The sequence below is a fragment of the Pannonibacter sp. XCT-53 genome (genome assembly GCF_009915765.1).
GTDB classification, from domain to species: Bacteria; Pseudomonadota; Alphaproteobacteria; order Rhizobiales; family Stappiaceae; genus Pannonibacter; species Pannonibacter tanglangensis.
Map to the genome: position 1 here is coordinate 489,470 of NZ_JAABLQ010000001.1, position 17,700 is coordinate 507,169.

The window sequence follows — 17,700 nt, forward strand, 5'->3', positions numbered from 1 at the left end:
GCGGATTCCAGATCGGTGAGACGGGAAAGGGCAGCGCGACCGGCTGCCCTTTGGCCTAGCGTGACCGATTTCACGGCCCTGTCAACCTCTGACCGGCGACTGCCGATGGGGCAATTTCACACCCGGTTGAGCAGCCGGGCCCGGATCGTGCCGGGCAGGGCGCGGATCTCCTCGAGAATCTCGACGCCGTTCTCGACCTTGCCGTCCACGTCCAGCACCACGTAACCGGTCTCCTCGACGGTCTGCATGTACTGGGCGTGGATGTTGAGGTTGTGGCGCGCGAACAGATCGTTGAGGGCGCGCATCGCGCCCGGCACATTGCGGTGCACCTGGATGAAGCGGGTCGCATCGGTGCCGCGCGGCAGCTGCACCTGGGGGAAGTTGACCGCCCCGAGCGTCGAGCCGACGTCGGAGTATTCGACCAGCCGGCGCGACACTTCCTCGCCGATGCGCTCCTGGGCCTCTTCGGTCGATCCGCCCACATGCGGGGTCAGGATGACGTTCGGCAGGCCGCGCAGCGGGCTGATGAACTCGTCCGAATTCGACTTGGGCTCGCTCGGGAACACGTCGATGGCCGCGCCGGCAATGTGCTTCGACGTCAGGGCCTCGGTGAGGGCGGCGATGTCGACGACCTTGCCCCGGGCGTTGTTGATCAGGAAGCTGCCGGGCTTCATCAGGGCAAGCTGCTCGGCGCGGATCATGTTGCGCGTCTCGGCCGTGTCGGGAACATGCAGCGACACCACGTCGGAGCGGCTCAGCAGCTCCTCGAGGCTGTCCACCGGCGCGGCGTTGCCGTGCCGCAGCTTGTCGACCTTGTCGTAGTAGAGGACGGTCATGCCGACGGCCTCGGCGAGCACCGCGAGCTGCGAGCCGATGTTGCCATAGCCGACGATGCCGAGCGTCTTGCCGCGCACCTCGCGCGAGCCGGTTGCGGTCTTCATCCAGCGGCCGGCGTGGGCTGCGGTCGACTTCTCGAAGACGCCGCGCATCAGCATGACAATCTCGGCGATCGTCAGCTCCGCCACCGAACGGGTGTTGGAGAAGGGGGCGTTGAAGACGGGGATGCCGCGCTCGCGCGCTGCGGTCAGGTCGACCTGGTTGGTGCCGACCGAGAAGCAGCCGATGGCGACCAGCGTGCCGGCGGCCTCGATGACCTCGCGCGACAGCTGGGTGCGGGAGCGGATGCCGACCACATGCACGCCCTTCAGCGCCTCGATGAGCGCGTCCTTGTCGAGCGCCTTCGAGAGCAGTTCGACATTGTGGTAGCCGCTGGCGTCCAGCACCTGCTTGGCCGTGGAAGCAATACCTTCCAGCAGCAGCCAGCGGATCTGGTTCTTCGGGCGGGACAAACCGTTGCTCATGGGCATCTGCCTTCCTGGTGGGACCCTCGTGGGTCGGCGTTCGGACGGGGCGCGGCCGGGGCGGGAGGCCCCCGGCCGGAACAGGAGCCTCCTATATTGCCTCTCGGGGCCGACGTCTACGGGACTTCGGTTCTGTAACGCGGCGTGCCGCAATCCGGCTTGCGCGCCGGACCGGGACAGGTTGCGGCCTGAAAAAATGCCCGCCTGCGGACGACGCAGACGGGCTGTGCGGGGCTGCCGGGGCCGCCGGGGCTCGGTTCGGTCAGAGACCTTCCGGTCCGCGCTGCACGGCGGCAACGCCGGTGCGCGAGACTTCCACCAGTCCGAGCGGCTTCATGATCTGGATGAACTGCTCGATCTTGGAGGTCCGGCCGGTGATCTCGAAGACGAAATGCTCCGTCGTCGCGTCGATCACGGTCGCGCGGAAGGCATCGGCCAGCCGGAGGGCCTCAAGCCGCTTCTCGCCGAGCCCGGCCACCTTGACCAGCGCCAGCTCGCGTTCCAGCGGCTTGTCCTGGTTGCCGAGCCGAGCCTGCACGGTCAGGTCGGTGACGCGATGGACCGGCACCAGCCGGTCGAGCTGATGCCGGATCTGCTCGATCACCATCGGCGTGCCGGTGGTGACGATGGTGATCCGGGAGAGATGGGCCTCGTGCTCGGTCTCGGAGACGGTCAGGCTGTCGATGTTGTAGCCACGGCCGGAGAACAGCCCGATGACGCGGGCCAGCACGCCGGGCTCGTTGTCCACCAGCAGGGACAGGGTATGGGTTTCCGTCTTGTCGCTGACTTCGGCCATGAAATAGGCGGAGGGCGCGTTCACGTTCTGCGCGTTCATTCGTCTCAGTCCTTCCAGCCTGTTACACCAGGGCCTTGCCAGCCGAGCCGATGGCATTGGCGACGGCGTCGTCGTTGGCCTCGTCGGGCAGCAGCATTTCGTTGTGGGCCTTGCCCGAGGGGATCATCGGGAAGCAGTTGGCGAGATTGGCGACGCGGCAGTCGAAGAGGACCGGCCGGTCGACGGCGATCATCTCGCGGATCGCGTCATCGAGGTCCGCCGGGCGCTCGACGCGGAAGCCGACGCCGCCATAGGCCTCGGCGAGCTTCACGAAGTCCGGCAGGCTGTCCATGTAGGAATGCGACAGGCGGTTGCCGTGCAGCAGCTGCTGCCACTGGCGCACCATGCCCATGTACTGGTTGTTCAGGATGAAGATCTTGATCGGCAGGCCGAACTGCACGGCCGTCGACATCTCCTGCATGTTCATGAGCACCGAGGCATCGCCCGCCACGCAGACGCAGAGCGCGTCGGGATGGGCGACCTGCGCGCCGAGGATGGCCGGCAGGCCGTAGCCCATCGTGCCGAGGCCGCCGGAGGTCAGCCAGTGGTTCGGGCTCTCGAAGCCGAGATACTGGGCAGCCCACATCTGGTGCTGGCCCACTTCCGTCGAGATGTAGGTGTTGCGGTCCTTGGTGAGGGCGGCAAGGCGCTGCAGGGCATACTGCGGCATGATCACGTCATTGCTCGGCGTGTAGGCCAGGCACTTGCGCGCGCGCCACTGGTTGATCTGCGCCCACCAGGACTTCAGCGCAGCCGGATCGGCCTTGGTGCCCGAGGAGCGCCACAGGCGGACCAGATCTTCAAGCACATGCCCGACATCGCCGATGATCGGCACGTCGACCTTGACGATCTTGTTGATCGAGGAAGGATCGATGTCGATGTGGATCTTGCGGGCGTAGGGGGCGAAGGCATCGATCCGGCCGGTGATGCGGTCGTCGAACCGGGCGCCGATGCAGATCATGACGTCGCAGTCATGCATCGACATGTTGGCCTCGTAGGTGCCGTGCATGCCAAGCATGCCCAGCCAGTTGTCGCCGGAGGCCGGATAGGCGCCAAGGCCCATCAGCGTCGAGGTGATCGGGAAGCCGGTGAGCTGGACCAGTTCGCGCAGCAGCAGGCTGGCGTTGGGGCCGGAATTGATGACGCCGCCGCCGGTGTAGAAGACCGGCTTGCGGGCGCTGGCCATGAGTTCGATGGCCTGGCGGATCGCGCCGATGTCCCCCTTGACCTGCGGGCGGTAGCTCTTGTGCGCGGCGGCCGGCGTCGAGGTCGGGCCCTGGTAGACGCCCTTGGCGAACTGGACATCCTTGGGGATGTCGATCACGACCGGGCCGGGGCGGCCGGAGGTGGCGACATAGAAGGCCTCGTGCAGGATGCGCGGCAGGTCGTTGACGTTGCGCACAAGCCAGTTGTGCTTGGTGCAGTTGCGCGTGATGCCGACCGTGTCGCACTCCTGGAAGGCGTCCGTGCCGATCAGGTGCGTCGGAACCTGGCCCGTGAGGCAGACGAGCGGGATGGAATCGAGCATGGCATCGGTGAGGGCGGTGACCATGTTGGTCGCGCCCGGGCCGGACGTGACCAGAACGACGCCCGGCTTGCCGGTCGAGCGGGCGTAGCCTTCGGCCGCATGGCCGGCGCCCTGTTCATGGCGCACCAGAATGTGCTGGATCTCGTCCTGCTGGATGATCTCGTCGTAGATCGGCAGCACCGCGCCGCCGGGATAGCCGAAGACATGTTTAACACCCTGGTCCTTCAGCGCCTGGAGCACCATCTCGGCTCCGGTCATCTCCCGTGTCATCGCATCACATCCTTGCGTTTGCCCCTGGTGGGGCTGGTCATTCCGGTCTGCCGTCCGCTTGCCTCGAGCGGGTCTGTCGGTCCGGGAACAGGGGGCTGGAACGAAAAAGGGCTCCGAAGGAGCCCTGTCTGCGCGCCAACCTGTTCCGAACGGATCAAACCGTTCCGGCGGCGCGCGTCCCTACTACCAGAATCAGAGAAGCCATCTTGTCGACCCTGCTACCAGCTTCACCATCCCGGCCCGCCAATCGGGCCGATCGGGATAAGATCATCTCCCGCCTCGACTGTCCACACCCGGACGCCGCCAGCGATTGCGCCGCACACTAGTGGCGTGAACACGTCCGGTCAAGGCCAAATTCAGTTTGTTTCGCAAATCCGTCCGCGCCTTGCCGAAAATTGCGCAGCGGCACGGGCGGGGCCCGTTGACGTCGTGTTGCCAAGGGCTTGGCGAGTTTCCCACAGCTTCGACGGCTCACCATAAAAACTTCAATCAAGGGGGTTGCCATGCGGGGAGGCCGTGGGTATAAGCCGCTCATCCGACGCGGACGGCCTGTCCGGCGCGGCGGCGAGATGGGTGTATAGCTCAGTTGGTAGAGCATCTGACTCTTAATCAGACGGTCCAAGGTTCGAATCCTTGTGCACCCACCATCTCACTCTCCGGCTGGTCTTGAATGAAGGTGGCGAAAGCCGCCTTTTTTGTTTTCAGTCTGCCTTGTCCTGGCAGCTCGGCCCCGGTCCATCGCTCGCCCCGTTCATCGCTCGCCCGCCTCATCGCTCGCCCGATCCATCTCGCGTCCTGTCCGTCTCGCGCCCAGTTCTTCTCGCCCCCGTGTCGTGCGGACCGGATGTGGCTCCTGTCTTGCCCGGGCCGGCTTTGCAGGTCTGTCCGCGCGTCCTTAGAGGCCTCATCAACTGGCTCCGCCTGGTGTGCCGGGGCTTCCGCCTGGCCGTGCCGGTCCGGTCGGATCAGGGACGCGTGAGGGGCGAAGCGCCGTTCCGGTGGCGTGCGGGATGATCTGACGGGCGCGGGCGCAATCGTCCGGCAGGCGCGGCGCGTTCTGGCAGTGCGCGTCTGTTCGCGTTCAGGTTGTTTTCTGGTTGAGTTTCCTGCCTGACTGGTGAGTTGCCCTGCAGGTTCAGGCTGCATCCTGACCGCAACCTTGGATTGATCTTTTCCGGACTGTCGGAATGCTGCGGCGAAGATGCCGTTGCTTGCGCGGTTCTTGACGTTCTTTGGTGTAGTCGGTTGCTGAACTCAAGAATAACATGCCTAACAAATTCCTAACGCCAAACAGATTTAAATAAAAATTCATCTGATGTAGTGTCACGAAGGAATATCTTCTGCGTCAATCTGCGTGAATGCCCACTCGGAAGGGGCGCTGCGCAGGGAGGCGGCACGTGAACGAGATCAGGAAACGGATGATGCTTGACGACTTGCCGACGTCCGGCCTCTGGGCAAGCTGGATCGACGATGGCCCTGTTCTGCGCCGCCGTGCCATGCGGTTGACGCGGGGGGACCGGGAAGAGGCCGAGGATCTCCTGTCCTCGACCCTCATCAAGGCGATCAGCCATGTGGAGCGCAGCGACACGCAGGTGCGCGAGCCCCGTGCCTTCCTCCTCTTTGCCCTGAAGAACGAGTACATCTCCAGATTGCGCAAGCGGAACTCCGAGCGGCAGGTGCGGGACTTCTCGACCGACATCTACGAGGACAATGCGGCCGATCTCGCCGACAGCCGGCCAAGCCAGGAGCATCTCCTGTGGCAACAGGAGGCCCTCGGCCGCGTCATGCGGCTGATCGACCGCCTGCCGGCCGAGCATCGGCGGATCTTCGAGATGCGCTTCTGCGACGAGGCAAGCTACCGCGACATCGCGGTGGCCCTCGGCATCAGCGAGCCGCTGGCCCGCAAGCGGGTGCAGAACCTGCGCCAGATGCTGCGCCAGGGCCTTGAGACCGGCGAGGAGCCGGCGCTGGTCCCGCCCGCGTCACGCCGGAAGGCCTGACGCGTCTTTACCGGTACGCACAACTGCAAGCGAAACAGGAACTTGCGCCATGGTCGATCTCGTAAACGCCCAAATCACCGATGCCGTGACCCAGACCAACGTCAAGGTGGTGGCGGAAGCCCCGGCCCAGGCGATCGCCAGTCTCTATCAGGTCAGCAGCCACGCGACGGGCCTGTCGATCCAGAACGCGGTGCACAGCCAGCAGGCCATGAACCAGATCATGACCGCGGTCGTTTCCAAGGCCGTGCAGCTGATCATGGACATCGGCGAGTGAGACCGGGGAGGGGATCGTCGCCATGTGGCTCGACCGGCTGATCACCCGCACCAGAGCGATCCTGGCGGTCGCACCTGCCGCGATGCCCGCCGCCAGCAGCACCGCGCGCGGACCGGCCGTCGCCGGCGCGGGCTGGTCGGATGGCTTTACGGCCGACTGGGTGCCCGATCGCCGTCACCGGGTGACCGCTCCGGATGCCGGTGAGCCCTCCCGCCCGCTGACGCTGGCGATGGAAGGGGGCCGGCGTGCCGGTCGCAGCCCCGCGTCCGGTCCGGCAGAAACCTCGAGGAACCGAGAGGACAGGTCTCAGATGAGCATCCAGCAGCAGGGCAGCCAGGCTGCCGATGTCGGCAGGAACGGCGTTTCTGCCGACCGCATCATCGCACCCCTTGCCGGTGCGGACCGGTCTCCGGAGCCGGTCGCGGATGGCACGCCTGCCTTCGCGGCCGAGGGGATGGGGGCCGGGGCTTCCCGGCTTCGTGGTGCCTCCGATCCCGCGTCCGCGCCGGCCCGCGCCGCAACCGGCGATGGCCGGAGCCCGGGCAACGGGAGCGCCGCTGCATCGGCCGCGGACGACCGCGCGCGTCCGTCCGGTGCCGATGACGGGACCGGTGACGGTTCCGGCAACGAGAATGGCAACGGCAATGGTAACGGCAATGGCAACGGCAACGGCCCTGGCTCCGGCGCGGGGGGCGGCGGCGGAGTGCGGGCCGGAGGCTCCGGCGCGACGCCGGACACATCCGCCCTGAATCAGCAGGTGGTTCAGGCCGTCCAGTTCTCCAATGCGGAGACCCTGGACGCCGGCCTGAAGATGGCCGTCACTCCGCCGGAGCTCATGGTCGGCCAGACCACGGGGCAGGCGGTGCAGGATGCGGCCAGCTACATGAACGCGATCATGCAGATCGCCGTTGCCGGGCAGGCAATCGCGATCAAGAAGGCGGCCCAGGGGCCGGCCGGCGAAGCGCAGGCGACCAAGCTTCTCAGCGATATCCAGGGCATGGTGACGGCTGCCGTGCAGGTCTATGGCTCTGTCAGCACCACGGCCGGTCAGTCGGCCCAGACCATCTTCACTGATCTCAAGACCTGACCTGACGTGCACCGGAGGGTCTGCCCGAACCTGCAGATGTCCTGCGGGACAGGCGAAGCATGCCCTGCGCATGCCAACGACAGGAGTGCGACCATGGAACTCGAACTGGATGTGATCTGCACGGAGCTGGACGGCCTTCTGGCCGACTTTCTCGAGCGCTGGGCGCGGGATCTCGGGCATGACCAGGATCCGGCCGACATCGAACGGCTTTACTGCATGTATCCGCGTGTCGTGACCCAGATCGCCAGCGCGCGGGCTTCGCTGGGCGGTGCCGACCACACGATGCGGCTGGCGCGCAACCTGCGCTTCGACCCCGCGCCGGAGCTGGGCCTGCGTGCGGTGCCGGGGGCGGGCGGCTGCGGCCATCCCTGCGGGTCGGGGATGAGCGGGGTCTATGTCGTGCAGGCCGAGGCCGGCAGCGTTCCGGTCCGGCGCGGCGCGGGGCGCGAGGCCGACCGAGCGAGCCCCCGCGGCGCGGATCGCGGTGAGTGCCGTTGCCATGACAGGGACACCGACGCCGCCCCTGCCCGCGATGATCGCGGCAATGATCGGGCCAATGATCGGGCCAGTGATCGGGCCAGTGATCGCGGCAGTGATCGGGCCAGCGACCCTGTCTCGACCGGATCGGGCCGCGAGGAGGTCCGTGACAGCCGTTGCGACGGGTCGCGCGGGCAGGTGAGGGAAGATGACCGCAATCCTGAGGAGGACCGGGATGTCCGAAACGCTGATCGTTTCCGCGCCTGAGGCGCCAACCGTTCCCGTGCCGCAGGTGCAGGCACCGGACGTCACGCCGCCCGAGGCCAGCGTGCCCGAGGCCAGCGTGCCCGAGGCCAGCGTGCCAGAGGTCAGCGTGCCCGAGGTCAGCGTCCCAGAGGTCAGGGCACCCGAGGTCCGCGCGCCGGACGTGCAGATCGACCCGCTGGCCCTGCCGGATGTGACCGCCCCGGTCGTCACGCCGCCGCGGGTCGAGGTGCTTGTCGGGGGCACGGCCGAGCCGGCGGCTCAGCCTGCCGGGCCGGTCGCGGCCGGTCCGGCTGGCACCACGGGGCCTGCCGCTGCCGCCGGCAGCTCCGGGGACAGGACTGAGGGTCCTTCGGCCAGCGGTGACGCCAGCGCACAGGCCAGCGCACAGTCAAGCGCACAGGCCAGCGAACAGGCCAGCGAACAGGCCAGCGAGCAGGCGGGCGCATCGGGCAGCCAGCTGATGCGCAAGCTGCTGCAGGATCACATGAAGGTTGCAGCGCTGCAGGCGAGCTATCAGGCGGTCACCCGGCAGCTGCCGGCCGTCCTCGCCGCCGGGATCGAGGCGGGCCGGCAGAAGAAGGCGGCTGACCAGGCGTTCGAGCAGGGCATCGCGGCCGCTGCCAAGGTGCTCTCGGCCGCAAGCGAGGCCGCCAACCAGCTGGCAACCTCGATGCGCAACGAGAACGAGACCTTGCTGCGGCTGCTGTCGGACAAGGATGTGCTGAGCCAGCTCGGGGCCAACGCGTCGACGGCGCTGGCCGCCGCCAGCACCATCGGTCAGGGGCTCGGGTCGCCGCCGGGCAGCGAGGGCAGCGGGCAGGGGCCGGGAGGTGGCCCCGCTCCGGCCGCGCAAACGGGGCTGCCCGGCATGGGGGCCCCGGCACCGGGGCAGTCCCAGGCGCGGCCGCAGGTGACGCCGCGCGGACTGGCGGTGCAGATGAACCAGCGCGGCGGCGACATCCGCGGCATCGTCGCCCAGGAGGTCGAGCGCAAGATCGCGGGACTGCTGTCACAGCTGGCGGCCCGGCTGGAGCAGAAGCGCTCCCGCCAGGGCTGACGTGCGTGCGGGCAGTCTTTCAGAAAAAAGTTAGCAAAAATAAGGGATTACACTTCACGGTCTGGTCCGTGCGGCGTCGAAGAGAAGGCAAGGAGGGCACACCGCACCTCCCGCTTTCAGGAGCAACCAGATGCCCGTACCCGTTACCATGAACCCGATGGTCACCGATGCCGTCACCCAGTCCAACCTCAAGGTCGTGGGTGAGGCTCCGGCGATCGCGATCAGCACGCTGTACCAGTCGATGGCCCATTCCACCGGCATCCTGTTCCAGAATGCCGTGGCCGCCCAGCAGCAGCAGACCTCGCTGGCGCAGGCAGCCGTGAACCAGGGCATCATGCAGATCTACTCGCTCGACACCACGGCTGCCGCCGGGGCGACCGAGAAGATCGGCCAGACCGGCACCGCCGACAGCCTGAGCAGCCTGCTCACGATCCTCAACTCGTTCAGCTGATCCCGGCGCACGTGGCCCCGATCCAGCGCTGTTCCGGCGCTGACCCGGCCTGGCAAGTGAGGCCGGTCCGCCGGCTCAGAAGACTGAAAACACTCGAGAAAAGAAGACATTCGCCGTCACAAGCCCAGGGGCTGGGCGTCCTATCAGATGCAAGGGCCGAGTGACGCGCGGCCCCCTCAAAGGAGCAAGACCAATGGCAGATCCCGTAACCGTCAATCCGATGGTCACCGATGCGGTAACCCAGTCCAACGTCAAGGTCGTGGGCGAGGCCCCGGCGATCGCGATCAGCACGCTCTACCAGGCGATGGCCCATTCCACCGGCATCCTGTTCGAGAATGCGGTGCAGGCCCAGCAGCAGCAGACCTCGCTGGCGCAGGCAGCCGTGAACCAGGGCATCATGCAGATCTACTCGCTCGACACGACGGCTGCGGCCGGTGCGACCGAGAAGGTTGCCCAGACCGGTGTCGCGGACAATCTCACGAGCCTGCTGACGGTGCTGAATGCCTTCAGCGGCGGCCGCTGAGCCCCGTCGTTCCGGTTCCTCCCGGACCTCCTGGAGCGCTTCTTTCCTGTTCCGGCAGGAAAGGGGCGTTCCCTTTTTGCGTTTTGCCGGCTTTGCGGGCATACAGGCGCGGCAGGCACTGGCCTGCCCGAGACGTCCGGACCACCCGTGCCCCTGACCTGCCGACCTGCTGCCTTGCCATGACCCAGTTTCTCGTCGCCGCCCTGTACAAGTTCGTGCCTTTGCCCGACTACGCCGCGCTGCGGCAGCCGCTGCTCGAAGTCTGCCGCGAGCGCGGGGTGTTTGGCAGCCTGCTTCTGGCGGCGGAGGGCATCAACGGCACCATCTGCGGTCCGGAGCAGGCCCTGCGCGAGGTGCTGGACCATCTGCGTGCCGACGCAAGGCTGGCCGATCTGGTGCACAAGGAAAGCTGGTGCGAACGGATCCCGTTCCGCCGCATGAAGGTCCGGCTGAAAAAGGAGATCGTGACGCTTGGGGTTCCGAGCGTCGATCCTCGCCGCCGGGTCGGGACCTATGTGGCCCCGGAGGACTGGAACGCGCTGATCAGCGAACCGGACGTTCTGGTCATCGACACGCGCAACGACTACGAGTTCGCCTTTGGCACGTTTCGTGGCGCGGTCAATCCCGAGACCCGGTCCTTCCGGCAGTTTCCCGAATGGCTGCAGCAGCAGCGCGACCTCGGAAAGGCGCAGAAGGTGGCGATGTTCTGCACCGGCGGGATCCGCTGCGAGAAGTCGACGTCCTACCTTCTCGATCTCGGGATCGAGAACGTCTTCCATCTGGACGGCGGCATCCTGAACTATCTGGAGAAGATGCCGAAGGACCGCAGCCTCTGGTCTGGCGAGTGCTTCGTCTTCGACGAGCGCATTGCGGTCGATCATGATCTGGCGCCCAACTGGGGCCGGTCGATCCCGGAGGCGGCACGGTCGGTGCTGCCTGCGGGTCTTGGCGAGGTCGACGAGCCGGCGTGACCGCCCGACCTCAGTCGAGCGGGCCGAACCGGTCGGCCGGCAGGCCCCGGACGCCGGGGCGCGTGTGGAACAGGCTGCCGGACCGGGGATAGGCCTCCAGTGCGGCCGCATCGTCCGGGCGCAGGCTGGTGACGACGAGATCCTCGAGGTCCGGACCGCAGAAGCACGGCATGGTGGGGCGCGGAACGGGCATTGGATGGGCACCGGTGAGGCTGCCGTCCGGCGCAAAGCAGTTGAGGATCCCGGCCGAGACACCGGCGCTCCAGTAATTGCCCGCAGCATCGACCGTCCCGCCATCGGGGCGGCCTGTCTCGTTGGTCAGCTGCGCAAAGCGGCGGCGGTTGCTGGCCTCGCCCGTTGCCGCATCAAAATCCCAGCTGTCGATCCAGCCGGGTCCGCTGTCGGCGTGATAGAGGGTCTTGCCATCCGGTGACCAGGCAAGGCCGTTGGAGACGCGCAGATCTCCGGTGACGTGACGCACCGATCCGTCATGGGCCACCCGGTAAAGCGAGGCAACCGGCTCGCGCGGCGAGCGCAGGTCCATGGTGCCGACCCAGAAGGCGCCATCCGGCCCGACCTTGCCGTCATTGAGGCGGGTGTGGGGAAGGTCGGCCTCGATCCGTGCGATCACCTCGCTGGTGCCCGTCGCCATGTCGAACAGCACGACCTCGTCCCACACGGCGACGATGAGCCGGCCATCCCGGCACAGGCCGAAGGAGCCGACGTCGCGGGCGAAGGTCCAGCTGGCGCGGAGCGTCCTGCTGGCCCAGTCGTAGGCGTGGATCGTGCGGCCCTTGATGTTGGCGAAATAGAGCGTGCCGGTGTCTGCGTCCCAGGTCGGGCATTCGCCAAGGTCATAGCGCCCGTCGATCAGGCAGGTGAAGGCTAGGGACAAGGGCGCAGCTCCGTCGTGGATTCAATCGATTCAGGCGGGCGGACTATAGCTTCCGTCAGCCGGAACGTCGACCGCCGTCCTCGCCCGGACGGCCTGCACCTTCCAGCGCAAAGGCGGTCTTGCGCACGATCGGGCGGATGGCAAATGACGACTTCATCCGGGAGACGCCCGGAAGGCGCGCGAGGGTCTCGCGGTGGATGCGCTCGAAGTCGTTCGGGTCTTCAGCGGTCAGGCGCAGCAGGTAGTCCGCATCGCCGGCCATCAGATAGCATTCCATGATCTCGGGAGACTGCACGACCGCCTGTTCAAAGGCGTTGAGCACCTCGTTGGACTGTCCGACCAGCGAGATCTCGACAAAGACATCCATGCGCCGGCCAAGCTTGCGCTGGTCGAGCAGGGCCACGTAACGGCTGATGATCCCCGCCTCCTCGAGCGCCTTCACGCGGCGCAGGCAGGCGGAGGCCGACAGGCCGACCCGCTCCGCGAGATCCGCATTGGGGATGCGGCCGTCCTGCTGCAGGACCATGAGAATGCGCTTGTCGAGACGGTCGAGCTTCATTGCGGCATCCTCGCAGACTATGCGGAAAAAGCGTTCGATTTTCGCAGGATCTTGCGACTTTACGTGTTTGTGCGCACAGAACGCAATCCAATTCTAAACGCATCCCGCTATCGTCGGAGGATAAATCCTGCCCAGAGAGGAAGAACCAATGCGTATCGGTGTGCCCAAGGAAATCAAGAATCACGAATACCGCGTGGGTCTGACGCCGGACAGCGTCATGGAAGTCGTGGCCCATGGCCATGAAGTGTTCGTCGAAACCCAGGCCGGTGCCGGCATCGGCGCGGATGACGCGGCCTATGTCGCGGCTGGCGCCAAGATCCTGAAGACCGCCCGCGAGGTCTTCGACAGCGCCGAGATGATCGTCAAGGTGAAGGAGCCCCAGGCCGTCGAGCGCGCCATGCTGCGCCCGGACCACACGCTCTTCACCTACCTGCACCTGGCTCCGGATCCGGAGCAGACGGCTGACCTCGTCAAGTCGGGTGCCACCTGCATCGCCTACGAGACCGTGACCGACGGTCGCGGTGGCCTGCCGCTGCTGGCGCCGATGTCGCAGGTCGCCGGTCGCCTGTCGATCACCGCTGCTGCCAATGCGCTGCAGAAGGCGAACGGCGGTTCGGGCATTCTCGTGGGCGGCGTCCCGGGCGTGGCACCGGCCAAGGTCGTTGTCATCGGCGGCGGTGTCGTCGGTGCCCATGCCATCACCATGGCGCTGGGCCTCGGTGCGGAAGTCACCGTGCTTGACCGCAATGTCGACGTGCTCGCCGGCCTGTCCCGCACCTTCGGCTCGGCGCTGCGCACGGTCTACTCGACCAAGGCTTCGCTGGAGCAGTATGTGGTCGAGGCCGACGTGGTCGTCGGCGCCGTGCTGGTCGCCGGCGCTGCCGCGCCGAAGCTTGTCACCGCCGACATGATCAAGCGCATGAAGAACGGCTCGGTGATCGTCGACGTGGCGATCGACCAGGGCGGCTGCTTCGAGACCGCACGGGCCACCACGCATGCCGAGCCGACCTATGTCGTCGACGGCGTCGTGCACTACTGCGTTGCCAACATGCCGGGCGCCGTGCCGCGCACCTCGACCTTCGCGCTGAACAACGTGACGCTGCCCTACACGCTGGCGCTCGCCGACCATGGCGCGAAGAAGGCGCTGCTTGCCAACCCGAACTTCCTGCCGGGCCTCAATGTCTACAAGGGCAAGGTGACCTGCAAGGCCGTGGCCGATGCGCTTGGCTACGACTACGTCGAGCCGGCAGCTGCCCTGAACGCCTGAGGGCGCACGCGGGTTCGTCCCTGACAACAGCAAAGCCCCGGGTGACTGGCCCGGGGCTTTTTTGCTGGACGATCGTCCCGTCGGCGAGGCCCTTCCCGTCAGCTGCACGGACAGGGGCAGGGACAGGGACGGGGATAGGGGGGCAGAGCCAGTATCAGGGGCAGGGCACCTTGTAGGCGTTCCGGTTGGCGTCGCGGGCGATGCAGTCGCGCGGGGCCGTCGCAGCCCCGATCAGTCCGCCGCCGACCGCACCGATGGCCGCCCCCGCCAGAGCCGCACCGGCCGTCGAACCGGCTGCAGCCCCGATCGCAGCACCTGTTGCCGCACCAAGGCCGCCGCCGACCAGTACCCGGTCGCGCTGACTTGTGCTCGAACAGGCGGCAAGGCTGCCGCACATCAGGACAAGAAGAATGTGCGCGAGACGGCGCGAGATCATTCGGCGGCCTCCAGCGTCACGGACGGGTCAGATGAACCCGGCCGGGCGGCGAGAACCGGACCCGGCGCGGGTGTTGATCTGGTCCGATTACGGGCAGACGACGCGGTACGGACGGCCGTAGCGGTCGTAGGCGACGCAGTTCTTCGGCGTGGTGGCCGAGCCGACGATGGCACCGCCGGCGCCGCCGATCACGCCGCCGACCACGGCACCACCGACATCGCCGGTTGCGGCCGCGCCGATGATCGCACCGGTTGCCGCGCCCAGGCCGCCGCCGACGAGCGCGCGGTCGCGCTGGCTGTCGGACTGGCATGCCGCCAGCGCGAGGCCAGCAACGGCAAGGACTACATACTTCTTCATCACGGGTCTCCCTAAGCGTGCGGACGGGGCAATACACTCCCGCAGCCAATGCCCTAGGCGATAATAGGCTAACTTGGCGATAATGCGGTGATTTAAATCACGACCCGGAACGCAGGCGGGCCCGGATTTGTTCCAGGCCCGCGAGGCTGCCGGCAGGTTGGAGGCCTGCCCGGTCCGGACTGGTCCGTGGCGCCGCTCAGACGTTGCGCAGGGCCGCCAGAAGACCGCGCGTGGAGCTGTCCTTGGCCGAGGCGTCGGCCTCGCCGCGCACCATCGGCAACAGCGCCGTGGCCAGTTCCTTGCCCAGTTCCACGCCCCACTGGTCAAAGGAGTTGATGCCCCAGATGACACCCTCGACGAAGACCCGGTGCTCGTAGAGCGCGATCAGCCGGCCAAGGGCAAAGGGCGTCAGCTGGTCATGCACGATGGTCAGGGACGGCCGGTCGCCGGGGAAGACCTTGTGCGGGACCAGTCGCTCGATCTCCTCCGGATCAAGGCCGGTGGCCGCGAGCTGTGCCCGCGCCTCTGCCTCCGTGCGCCCCAGCATCAGGGCCTCGGACTGCGCCAGGCAGTTGGCCACCAGCATCTCGTGATGATGGGCGAGATCCGATTCGTGCCCCTGTGCGGCGACGATGAACTCGCAAGGAATGACCGTCGTGCCCTGGTGCAGCAGCTGGTAGAAGGCATGCTGGCCGTTCGTGCCGGGCTCGCCCCAGACCAGCGGGCCGGTCTCGACGGCCACCGGTGCGCCGTCGAGGGTCACGCCCTTGCCGTTTGATTCCATGTCGAGCTGCTGCAGGTAGGCCGGCAGCCGCGACAGCCGCTGGTCATAGGGCAGCACCGCGCGGGCGGCATGGCCAAGCGCGTTGCGGTTCCAGACACCGACCAGTCCCATCAGCACCGGCAGGTTGTCCTCCAGCGGCGCGGTCCGGAAGTGCCGGTCCATGTCATGCGCACCCTCGAGGAATTCGGCAAAGGCGTCGGGGCCGATGGCGATCATCAGCGGCAGGCCGATGGCGGACCAGACCGAGTAGCGCCCGCCGACCCAGTCCCAGAAGCCGAAGACGCGCGAGGGCTCGATGCCGAAGGCCGCCACCTTGTCGATGGCCGTCGAGACGGCCGCGAAATGATCACCGACCGCGCGTTCTCCCAGGGCATTCGCCACCCAGAGCCGCGCCGAGCGGGCATTGGTCATGGTCTCGATGGTGGTGAAGGTCTTGGACGCGACGATGAACAGCGTCGTTTCCGGGTCGAGGCTCTTCAGCGTGTCGGCGAGATGGGCGCCGTCGACATTGGAGACATAGTGCAGCCGCGGGCCGTCGTGATAGGGCGCCAGCGCCAGCGTCGTCATGACCGGCCCGAGGTCCGAGCCGCCGATGCCGATGTTGACGACGTCGGTGAAGGCCTTGCCGGTCGCACCGGTGATCTCGCCGGCCCGGAGGCCCTCGGCGAAGTCGCCGAGGGCTGCCAGCACCTCGCGCACATCGGGCATCACGTCATCGCCATCGACGATCACCGGATCGTCGGAGAGGTTGCGCAGGGCGGTGTGAAGCACGGCGCGCTTTTCGGTGGCGTTGATCTTCTCGCCCGCAAACATCGCATCGCGGCGCGCCTCGACGCCGGCGGCCCGCGCCAGGTTGCACAGCAGCGCCAGGGTCTCGGCCGTGAGGCGGCACTTGGAAAAATCGATCAGGAGATCGTTGTGCGCCCGGCTCAGCCGGCCGAAGCGCTCCGGGTCGGCAGCAAAGAGCTGCCGCAGGCTGGTGCCCTTGAGGGCCTCGGCGTGGGACTTCAGCGACTGCCAGTGGTCAGCGGTGAACATGCGAGCTCCTGAACCGATTTAAATCAACATCCGGCCGTTGTGCGGCGCGACGATGGGATAGCACAGGCCGGAGCGGTTGGGCAGGTCGAATCCGGCCTTCTGCGGCCGCAAGGGCCGCATTGCCCCGATCAGGACAGCTTGCGCACGAACTCCGTCAGGATGACGATGCGCTGGTCGTTGACGCGGCCCTCGATCTGATCCGGGTTGTCCGGAACCAGCGAGATGTTGCGCACGGCCGTCCCGCGCTTGGCGGTGAAGTTCGCGCCCCTGACTTTCAGATCCTTGATCAGCGTGACGGTGTCGCCGGCGTTGAGCACCGCGCCGAACGTGTCCCGGTGCAGCACCGGCGCAGCGCCATCAGGCTCCGCGTCGGCCGTGGCCCGCACCCAGGCCATCGTCGGCTCGTCGAGATAGAGCTGCTCGAGGAGATCCTGCGCCCAGGCCTCCGTGTCCAGCTGCTCCAGCTGGCGCCAGGCGACGACCTGCACAGCCGGCACCGGGCTCCACGCGCTCTCGCTCAGGCAGTGCCAGCGGTGATCCGGCTCGGCAATGCCGTCGAGGGCCTCGCGGCAGGTCCGGCAGGCGAGGATGGTCTCGTCAGCGCTGTCGCCCGGCCGGGGCGCGACCGCGGAGGCGGCGAGTTCCGCCGTTGCGCCGCACAGTTCGCAGCAGCCACCGGCGCGCGTGATGAGGAGGTCGCGTTCGGCGGCCGAGAGTGGCATGGTTGGGCTCCGGTTGGGGTCTGCCGTCCCTTACGCCATTTGCGCGGCGCGAGATAGGCCCAATTGCCGGCTGCTGGCCGCCGTCTGCTTGCAGCGACGCGGCAGGAGACAGGATCAGCGAGGTCACAGAAGGAGCCGCGGCATGCCGCAGACGATCACACGGGGAATAGAAACGCTGCTGGCGGAGGCCAATGCCCGGGTTCCGGCGATCAGCGCCGAGGCGGCGAAGGACCTTCTGACGCGGGACGACCATGTCTTTGTCGACCTGCGTGATCCGCGCGAGCTGGAGCGCGAGGGACGTATCCCGGGCGCCTTCCATTGCCCGAGAGGCATGCTGGAGTTCTGGATCGACCCGGCCAGTCCCTATCACAAGCCGGTCTTTGCCGCGGACAGGACCTTCGTCTTCTTTTGTGCCGGCGGCTGGCGCTCGGCGCTTGCCGGGGTCACGGCGCTCGACATGGGCCTGAAGCCGGTCGTGCATCTGGAGGGCGGCTTCGGAGCCTGGGTCAAGGCCGGAGGCCCGGTGGACCGGCCCGCGTGA

The 17,700-nt window shown here is 67.2% G+C and carries 19 protein-coding genes and 1 tRNA gene; 11 read left to right on the top strand and 9 right to left on the bottom strand.

Going from position 1 to position 17,700, the window contains the following annotated elements:
• Nucleotides 1-116: 116 nt before the first annotated feature.
• The 3 genes from serA to GWI72_RS02300 form a co-directional block, all read right to left on the bottom strand.
• Complete coding sequence (serA, locus tag GWI72_RS02290) at nucleotides 117-1,361, bottom strand: phosphoglycerate dehydrogenase (RefSeq protein ID WP_161675380.1); 1,245 nt, start codon at nucleotides 1,359-1,361, stop codon at nucleotides 117-119.
• Nucleotides 1,362-1,623: 262 nt separating this feature from the next.
• Nucleotides 1,624-2,196, bottom strand: a complete 573-nt coding sequence (ilvN, locus tag GWI72_RS02295; protein ID WP_161675382.1) for an acetolactate synthase small subunit — start codon at nucleotides 2,194-2,196, stop codon at nucleotides 1,624-1,626.
• A 22-nt stretch (nucleotides 2,197-2,218) separates the two neighbouring features.
• A complete protein-coding gene (locus tag GWI72_RS02300; protein WP_161675384.1) occupies nucleotides 2,219-3,994 on the bottom strand; it encodes an acetolactate synthase 3 large subunit in 1,776 nt (591 codons plus the stop codon).
• Between the two features lie 571 nt (nucleotides 3,995-4,565).
• On the opposite strand from GWI72_RS02300, the gene GWI72_RS02305 reads away from it, so the two are divergent.
• The 9 genes from GWI72_RS02305 (at nucleotide 4,566) to trhO (ending at nucleotide 11,101) form a co-directional block, all read left to right on the top strand.
• A tRNA-Lys gene (locus tag GWI72_RS02305) sits at nucleotides 4,566-4,641 on the top strand.
• Between the two features lie 774 nt (nucleotides 4,642-5,415).
• Nucleotides 5,416-5,994 carry an RNA polymerase sigma factor gene (locus GWI72_RS02310; protein WP_161675386.1) on the top strand — a complete coding sequence of 193 codons (579 nt, stop codon included), beginning with the start codon at nucleotides 5,416-5,418 and terminating at the stop codon, nucleotides 5,992-5,994.
• Nucleotides 5,995-6,043: 49 nt separating this feature from the next.
• Nucleotides 6,044-6,268: a RebB family R body protein gene (locus GWI72_RS02315; protein WP_106753028.1), complete on the top strand. Its 225-nt coding sequence runs from the start codon at nucleotides 6,044-6,046 to the stop codon at nucleotides 6,266-6,268.
• A gap of 22 nt (nucleotides 6,269-6,290) precedes the next feature.
• Complete coding sequence (locus tag GWI72_RS19895; protein WP_179956006.1) at nucleotides 6,291-7,355, top strand: hypothetical protein; 1,065 nt, start codon at nucleotides 6,291-6,293, stop codon at nucleotides 7,353-7,355.
• A 93-nt stretch (nucleotides 7,356-7,448) separates the two neighbouring features.
• On the top strand, nucleotides 7,449-8,099 hold the full coding sequence (locus tag GWI72_RS02320; protein WP_161707767.1) for a hypothetical protein: 651 nt from the start codon (nucleotides 7,449-7,451) through the stop codon (nucleotides 8,097-8,099).
• On the top strand, nucleotides 8,068-9,156 hold the full coding sequence (locus GWI72_RS02325; RefSeq protein ID WP_161707768.1) for a hypothetical protein: 1,089 nt from the start codon (nucleotides 8,068-8,070) through the stop codon (nucleotides 9,154-9,156). The genes GWI72_RS02320 and GWI72_RS02325 overlap by 32 nt, the downstream gene beginning before the upstream one ends.
• Before the next feature lie 130 nt (nucleotides 9,157-9,286).
• Nucleotides 9,287-9,607 carry a RebB family R body protein gene (locus GWI72_RS02330; RefSeq protein WP_161707769.1) on the top strand — a complete coding sequence of 107 codons (321 nt, stop codon included), beginning with the start codon at nucleotides 9,287-9,289 and terminating at the stop codon, nucleotides 9,605-9,607.
• Between the two features lie 193 nt (nucleotides 9,608-9,800).
• Nucleotides 9,801-10,130: a RebB family R body protein gene (locus GWI72_RS02335; protein ID WP_106753023.1), complete on the top strand. Its 330-nt coding sequence runs from the start codon at nucleotides 9,801-9,803 to the stop codon at nucleotides 10,128-10,130.
• Nucleotides 10,131-10,309: 179 nt separating this feature from the next.
• Nucleotides 10,310-11,101 carry an oxygen-dependent tRNA uridine(34) hydroxylase TrhO gene (trhO, locus tag GWI72_RS02340; protein ID WP_161675396.1) on the top strand — a complete coding sequence of 264 codons (792 nt, stop codon included), beginning with the start codon at nucleotides 10,310-10,312 and terminating at the stop codon, nucleotides 11,099-11,101.
• Between the two features lie 10 nt (nucleotides 11,102-11,111).
• Here trhO and GWI72_RS02345 read toward each other — a convergent pair whose 3' ends face one another.
• Nucleotides 11,112-11,996 carry an SMP-30/gluconolactonase/LRE family protein gene (locus GWI72_RS02345; RefSeq protein ID WP_161707770.1) on the bottom strand — a complete coding sequence of 295 codons (885 nt, stop codon included), beginning with the start codon at nucleotides 11,994-11,996 and terminating at the stop codon, nucleotides 11,112-11,114.
• Nucleotides 11,997-12,051: 55 nt separating this feature from the next.
• The gene (locus GWI72_RS02350) at nucleotides 12,052-12,555 is read right to left on the bottom strand and encodes an Lrp/AsnC family transcriptional regulator (protein ID WP_161707771.1); all 504 of its coding nucleotides are present in this window, start codon (nucleotides 12,553-12,555) and stop codon (nucleotides 12,052-12,054) included.
• Nucleotides 12,556-12,703: 148 nt separating this feature from the next.
• On the opposite strand from GWI72_RS02350, the gene ald reads away from it, so the two are divergent.
• Nucleotides 12,704-13,822, top strand: a complete 1,119-nt coding sequence (gene ald / locus GWI72_RS02355; RefSeq protein ID WP_161675401.1) for an alanine dehydrogenase — start codon at nucleotides 12,704-12,706, stop codon at nucleotides 13,820-13,822.
• A gap of 154 nt (nucleotides 13,823-13,976) precedes the next feature.
• Here the strand turns inward: ald and GWI72_RS02360 are convergent, their stop codons facing one another.
• The 4 genes from GWI72_RS02360 to GWI72_RS20090 form a co-directional block, all read right to left on the bottom strand.
• Entirely contained in the window at nucleotides 13,977-14,258 is a 282-nt protein-coding gene (locus GWI72_RS02360; RefSeq protein WP_161707772.1) for a glycine zipper domain-containing protein, read from the bottom strand.
• An 87-nt stretch (nucleotides 14,259-14,345) separates the two neighbouring features.
• Complete coding sequence (locus GWI72_RS02365) at nucleotides 14,346-14,615, bottom strand: glycine zipper domain-containing protein (protein ID WP_161675405.1); 270 nt, start codon at nucleotides 14,613-14,615, stop codon at nucleotides 14,346-14,348.
• A gap of 196 nt (nucleotides 14,616-14,811) precedes the next feature.
• Complete coding sequence (gene pgi, locus GWI72_RS02370; RefSeq protein ID WP_161707773.1) at nucleotides 14,812-16,437, bottom strand: glucose-6-phosphate isomerase; 1,626 nt, start codon at nucleotides 16,435-16,437, stop codon at nucleotides 14,812-14,814.
• Between the two features lie 128 nt (nucleotides 16,438-16,565).
• Nucleotides 16,566-17,159: a PhnA domain-containing protein gene (locus tag GWI72_RS20090; protein WP_161707774.1), complete on the bottom strand. Its 594-nt coding sequence runs from the start codon at nucleotides 17,157-17,159 to the stop codon at nucleotides 16,566-16,568.
• Nucleotides 17,160-17,301: 142 nt separating this feature from the next.
• On the opposite strand from GWI72_RS20090, the gene GWI72_RS02380 reads away from it, so the two are divergent.
• On the top strand, nucleotides 17,302-17,700 hold the full coding sequence (locus tag GWI72_RS02380) for a rhodanese-like domain-containing protein (RefSeq protein WP_161707775.1): 399 nt from the start codon (nucleotides 17,302-17,304) through the stop codon (nucleotides 17,698-17,700).

Bases quoted from the DNA above. Each gene is read 5' to 3' on its own strand.
- GWI72_RS02330 (WP_161707769.1), top strand. From the start codon at position 9,287: ATGCCCGTACCCGTTACCATGAACCCGATGGTCACCGATGCCGTCACC.
- pgi (WP_161707773.1), bottom strand. From the start codon at position 16,437: ATGTTCACCGCTGACCACTGGCAGTCGCTGAAGTCCCACGCCGAGGCC.
- GWI72_RS02350 (WP_161707771.1), bottom strand. From the start codon at position 12,555: ATGAAGCTCGACCGTCTCGACAAGCGCATTCTCATGGTCCTGCAGCAG.
- GWI72_RS02380 (WP_161707775.1), top strand. From the start codon at position 17,302: ATGCCGCAGACGATCACACGGGGAATAGAAACGCTGCTGGCGGAGGCC.
- GWI72_RS02300 (WP_161675384.1), bottom strand. From the start codon at position 3,994: ATGACACGGGAGATGACCGGAGCCGAGATGGTGCTCCAGGCGCTGAAG.
- ald (WP_161675401.1), top strand. From the start codon at position 12,704: ATGCGTATCGGTGTGCCCAAGGAAATCAAGAATCACGAATACCGCGTG.
- GWI72_RS02365 (WP_161675405.1), bottom strand. From the start codon at position 14,615: ATGAAGAAGTATGTAGTCCTTGCCGTTGCTGGCCTCGCGCTGGCGGCA.
- serA (WP_161675380.1), bottom strand. From the start codon at position 1,361: ATGAGCAACGGTTTGTCCCGCCCGAAGAACCAGATCCGCTGGCTGCTG.
- GWI72_RS02315 (WP_106753028.1), top strand. From the start codon at position 6,044: ATGGTCGATCTCGTAAACGCCCAAATCACCGATGCCGTGACCCAGACC.
- GWI72_RS02320 (WP_161707767.1), top strand. From the start codon at position 7,449: ATGGAACTCGAACTGGATGTGATCTGCACGGAGCTGGACGGCCTTCTG.
- GWI72_RS02325 (WP_161707768.1), top strand. From the start codon at position 8,068: ATGTCCGAAACGCTGATCGTTTCCGCGCCTGAGGCGCCAACCGTTCCC.
- GWI72_RS02335 (WP_106753023.1), top strand. From the start codon at position 9,801: ATGGCAGATCCCGTAACCGTCAATCCGATGGTCACCGATGCGGTAACC.
- GWI72_RS20090 (WP_161707774.1), bottom strand. From the start codon at position 17,159: ATGCCACTCTCGGCCGCCGAACGCGACCTCCTCATCACGCGCGCCGGT.
- GWI72_RS02310 (WP_161675386.1), top strand. From the start codon at position 5,416: ATGCTTGACGACTTGCCGACGTCCGGCCTCTGGGCAAGCTGGATCGAC.
- GWI72_RS02360 (WP_161707772.1), bottom strand. From the start codon at position 14,258: ATGATCTCGCGCCGTCTCGCGCACATTCTTCTTGTCCTGATGTGCGGC.
- GWI72_RS19895 (WP_179956006.1), top strand. From the start codon at position 6,291: ATGTGGCTCGACCGGCTGATCACCCGCACCAGAGCGATCCTGGCGGTC.
- trhO (WP_161675396.1), top strand. From the start codon at position 10,310: ATGACCCAGTTTCTCGTCGCCGCCCTGTACAAGTTCGTGCCTTTGCCC.
- ilvN (WP_161675382.1), bottom strand. From the start codon at position 2,196: ATGAACGCGCAGAACGTGAACGCGCCCTCCGCCTATTTCATGGCCGAA.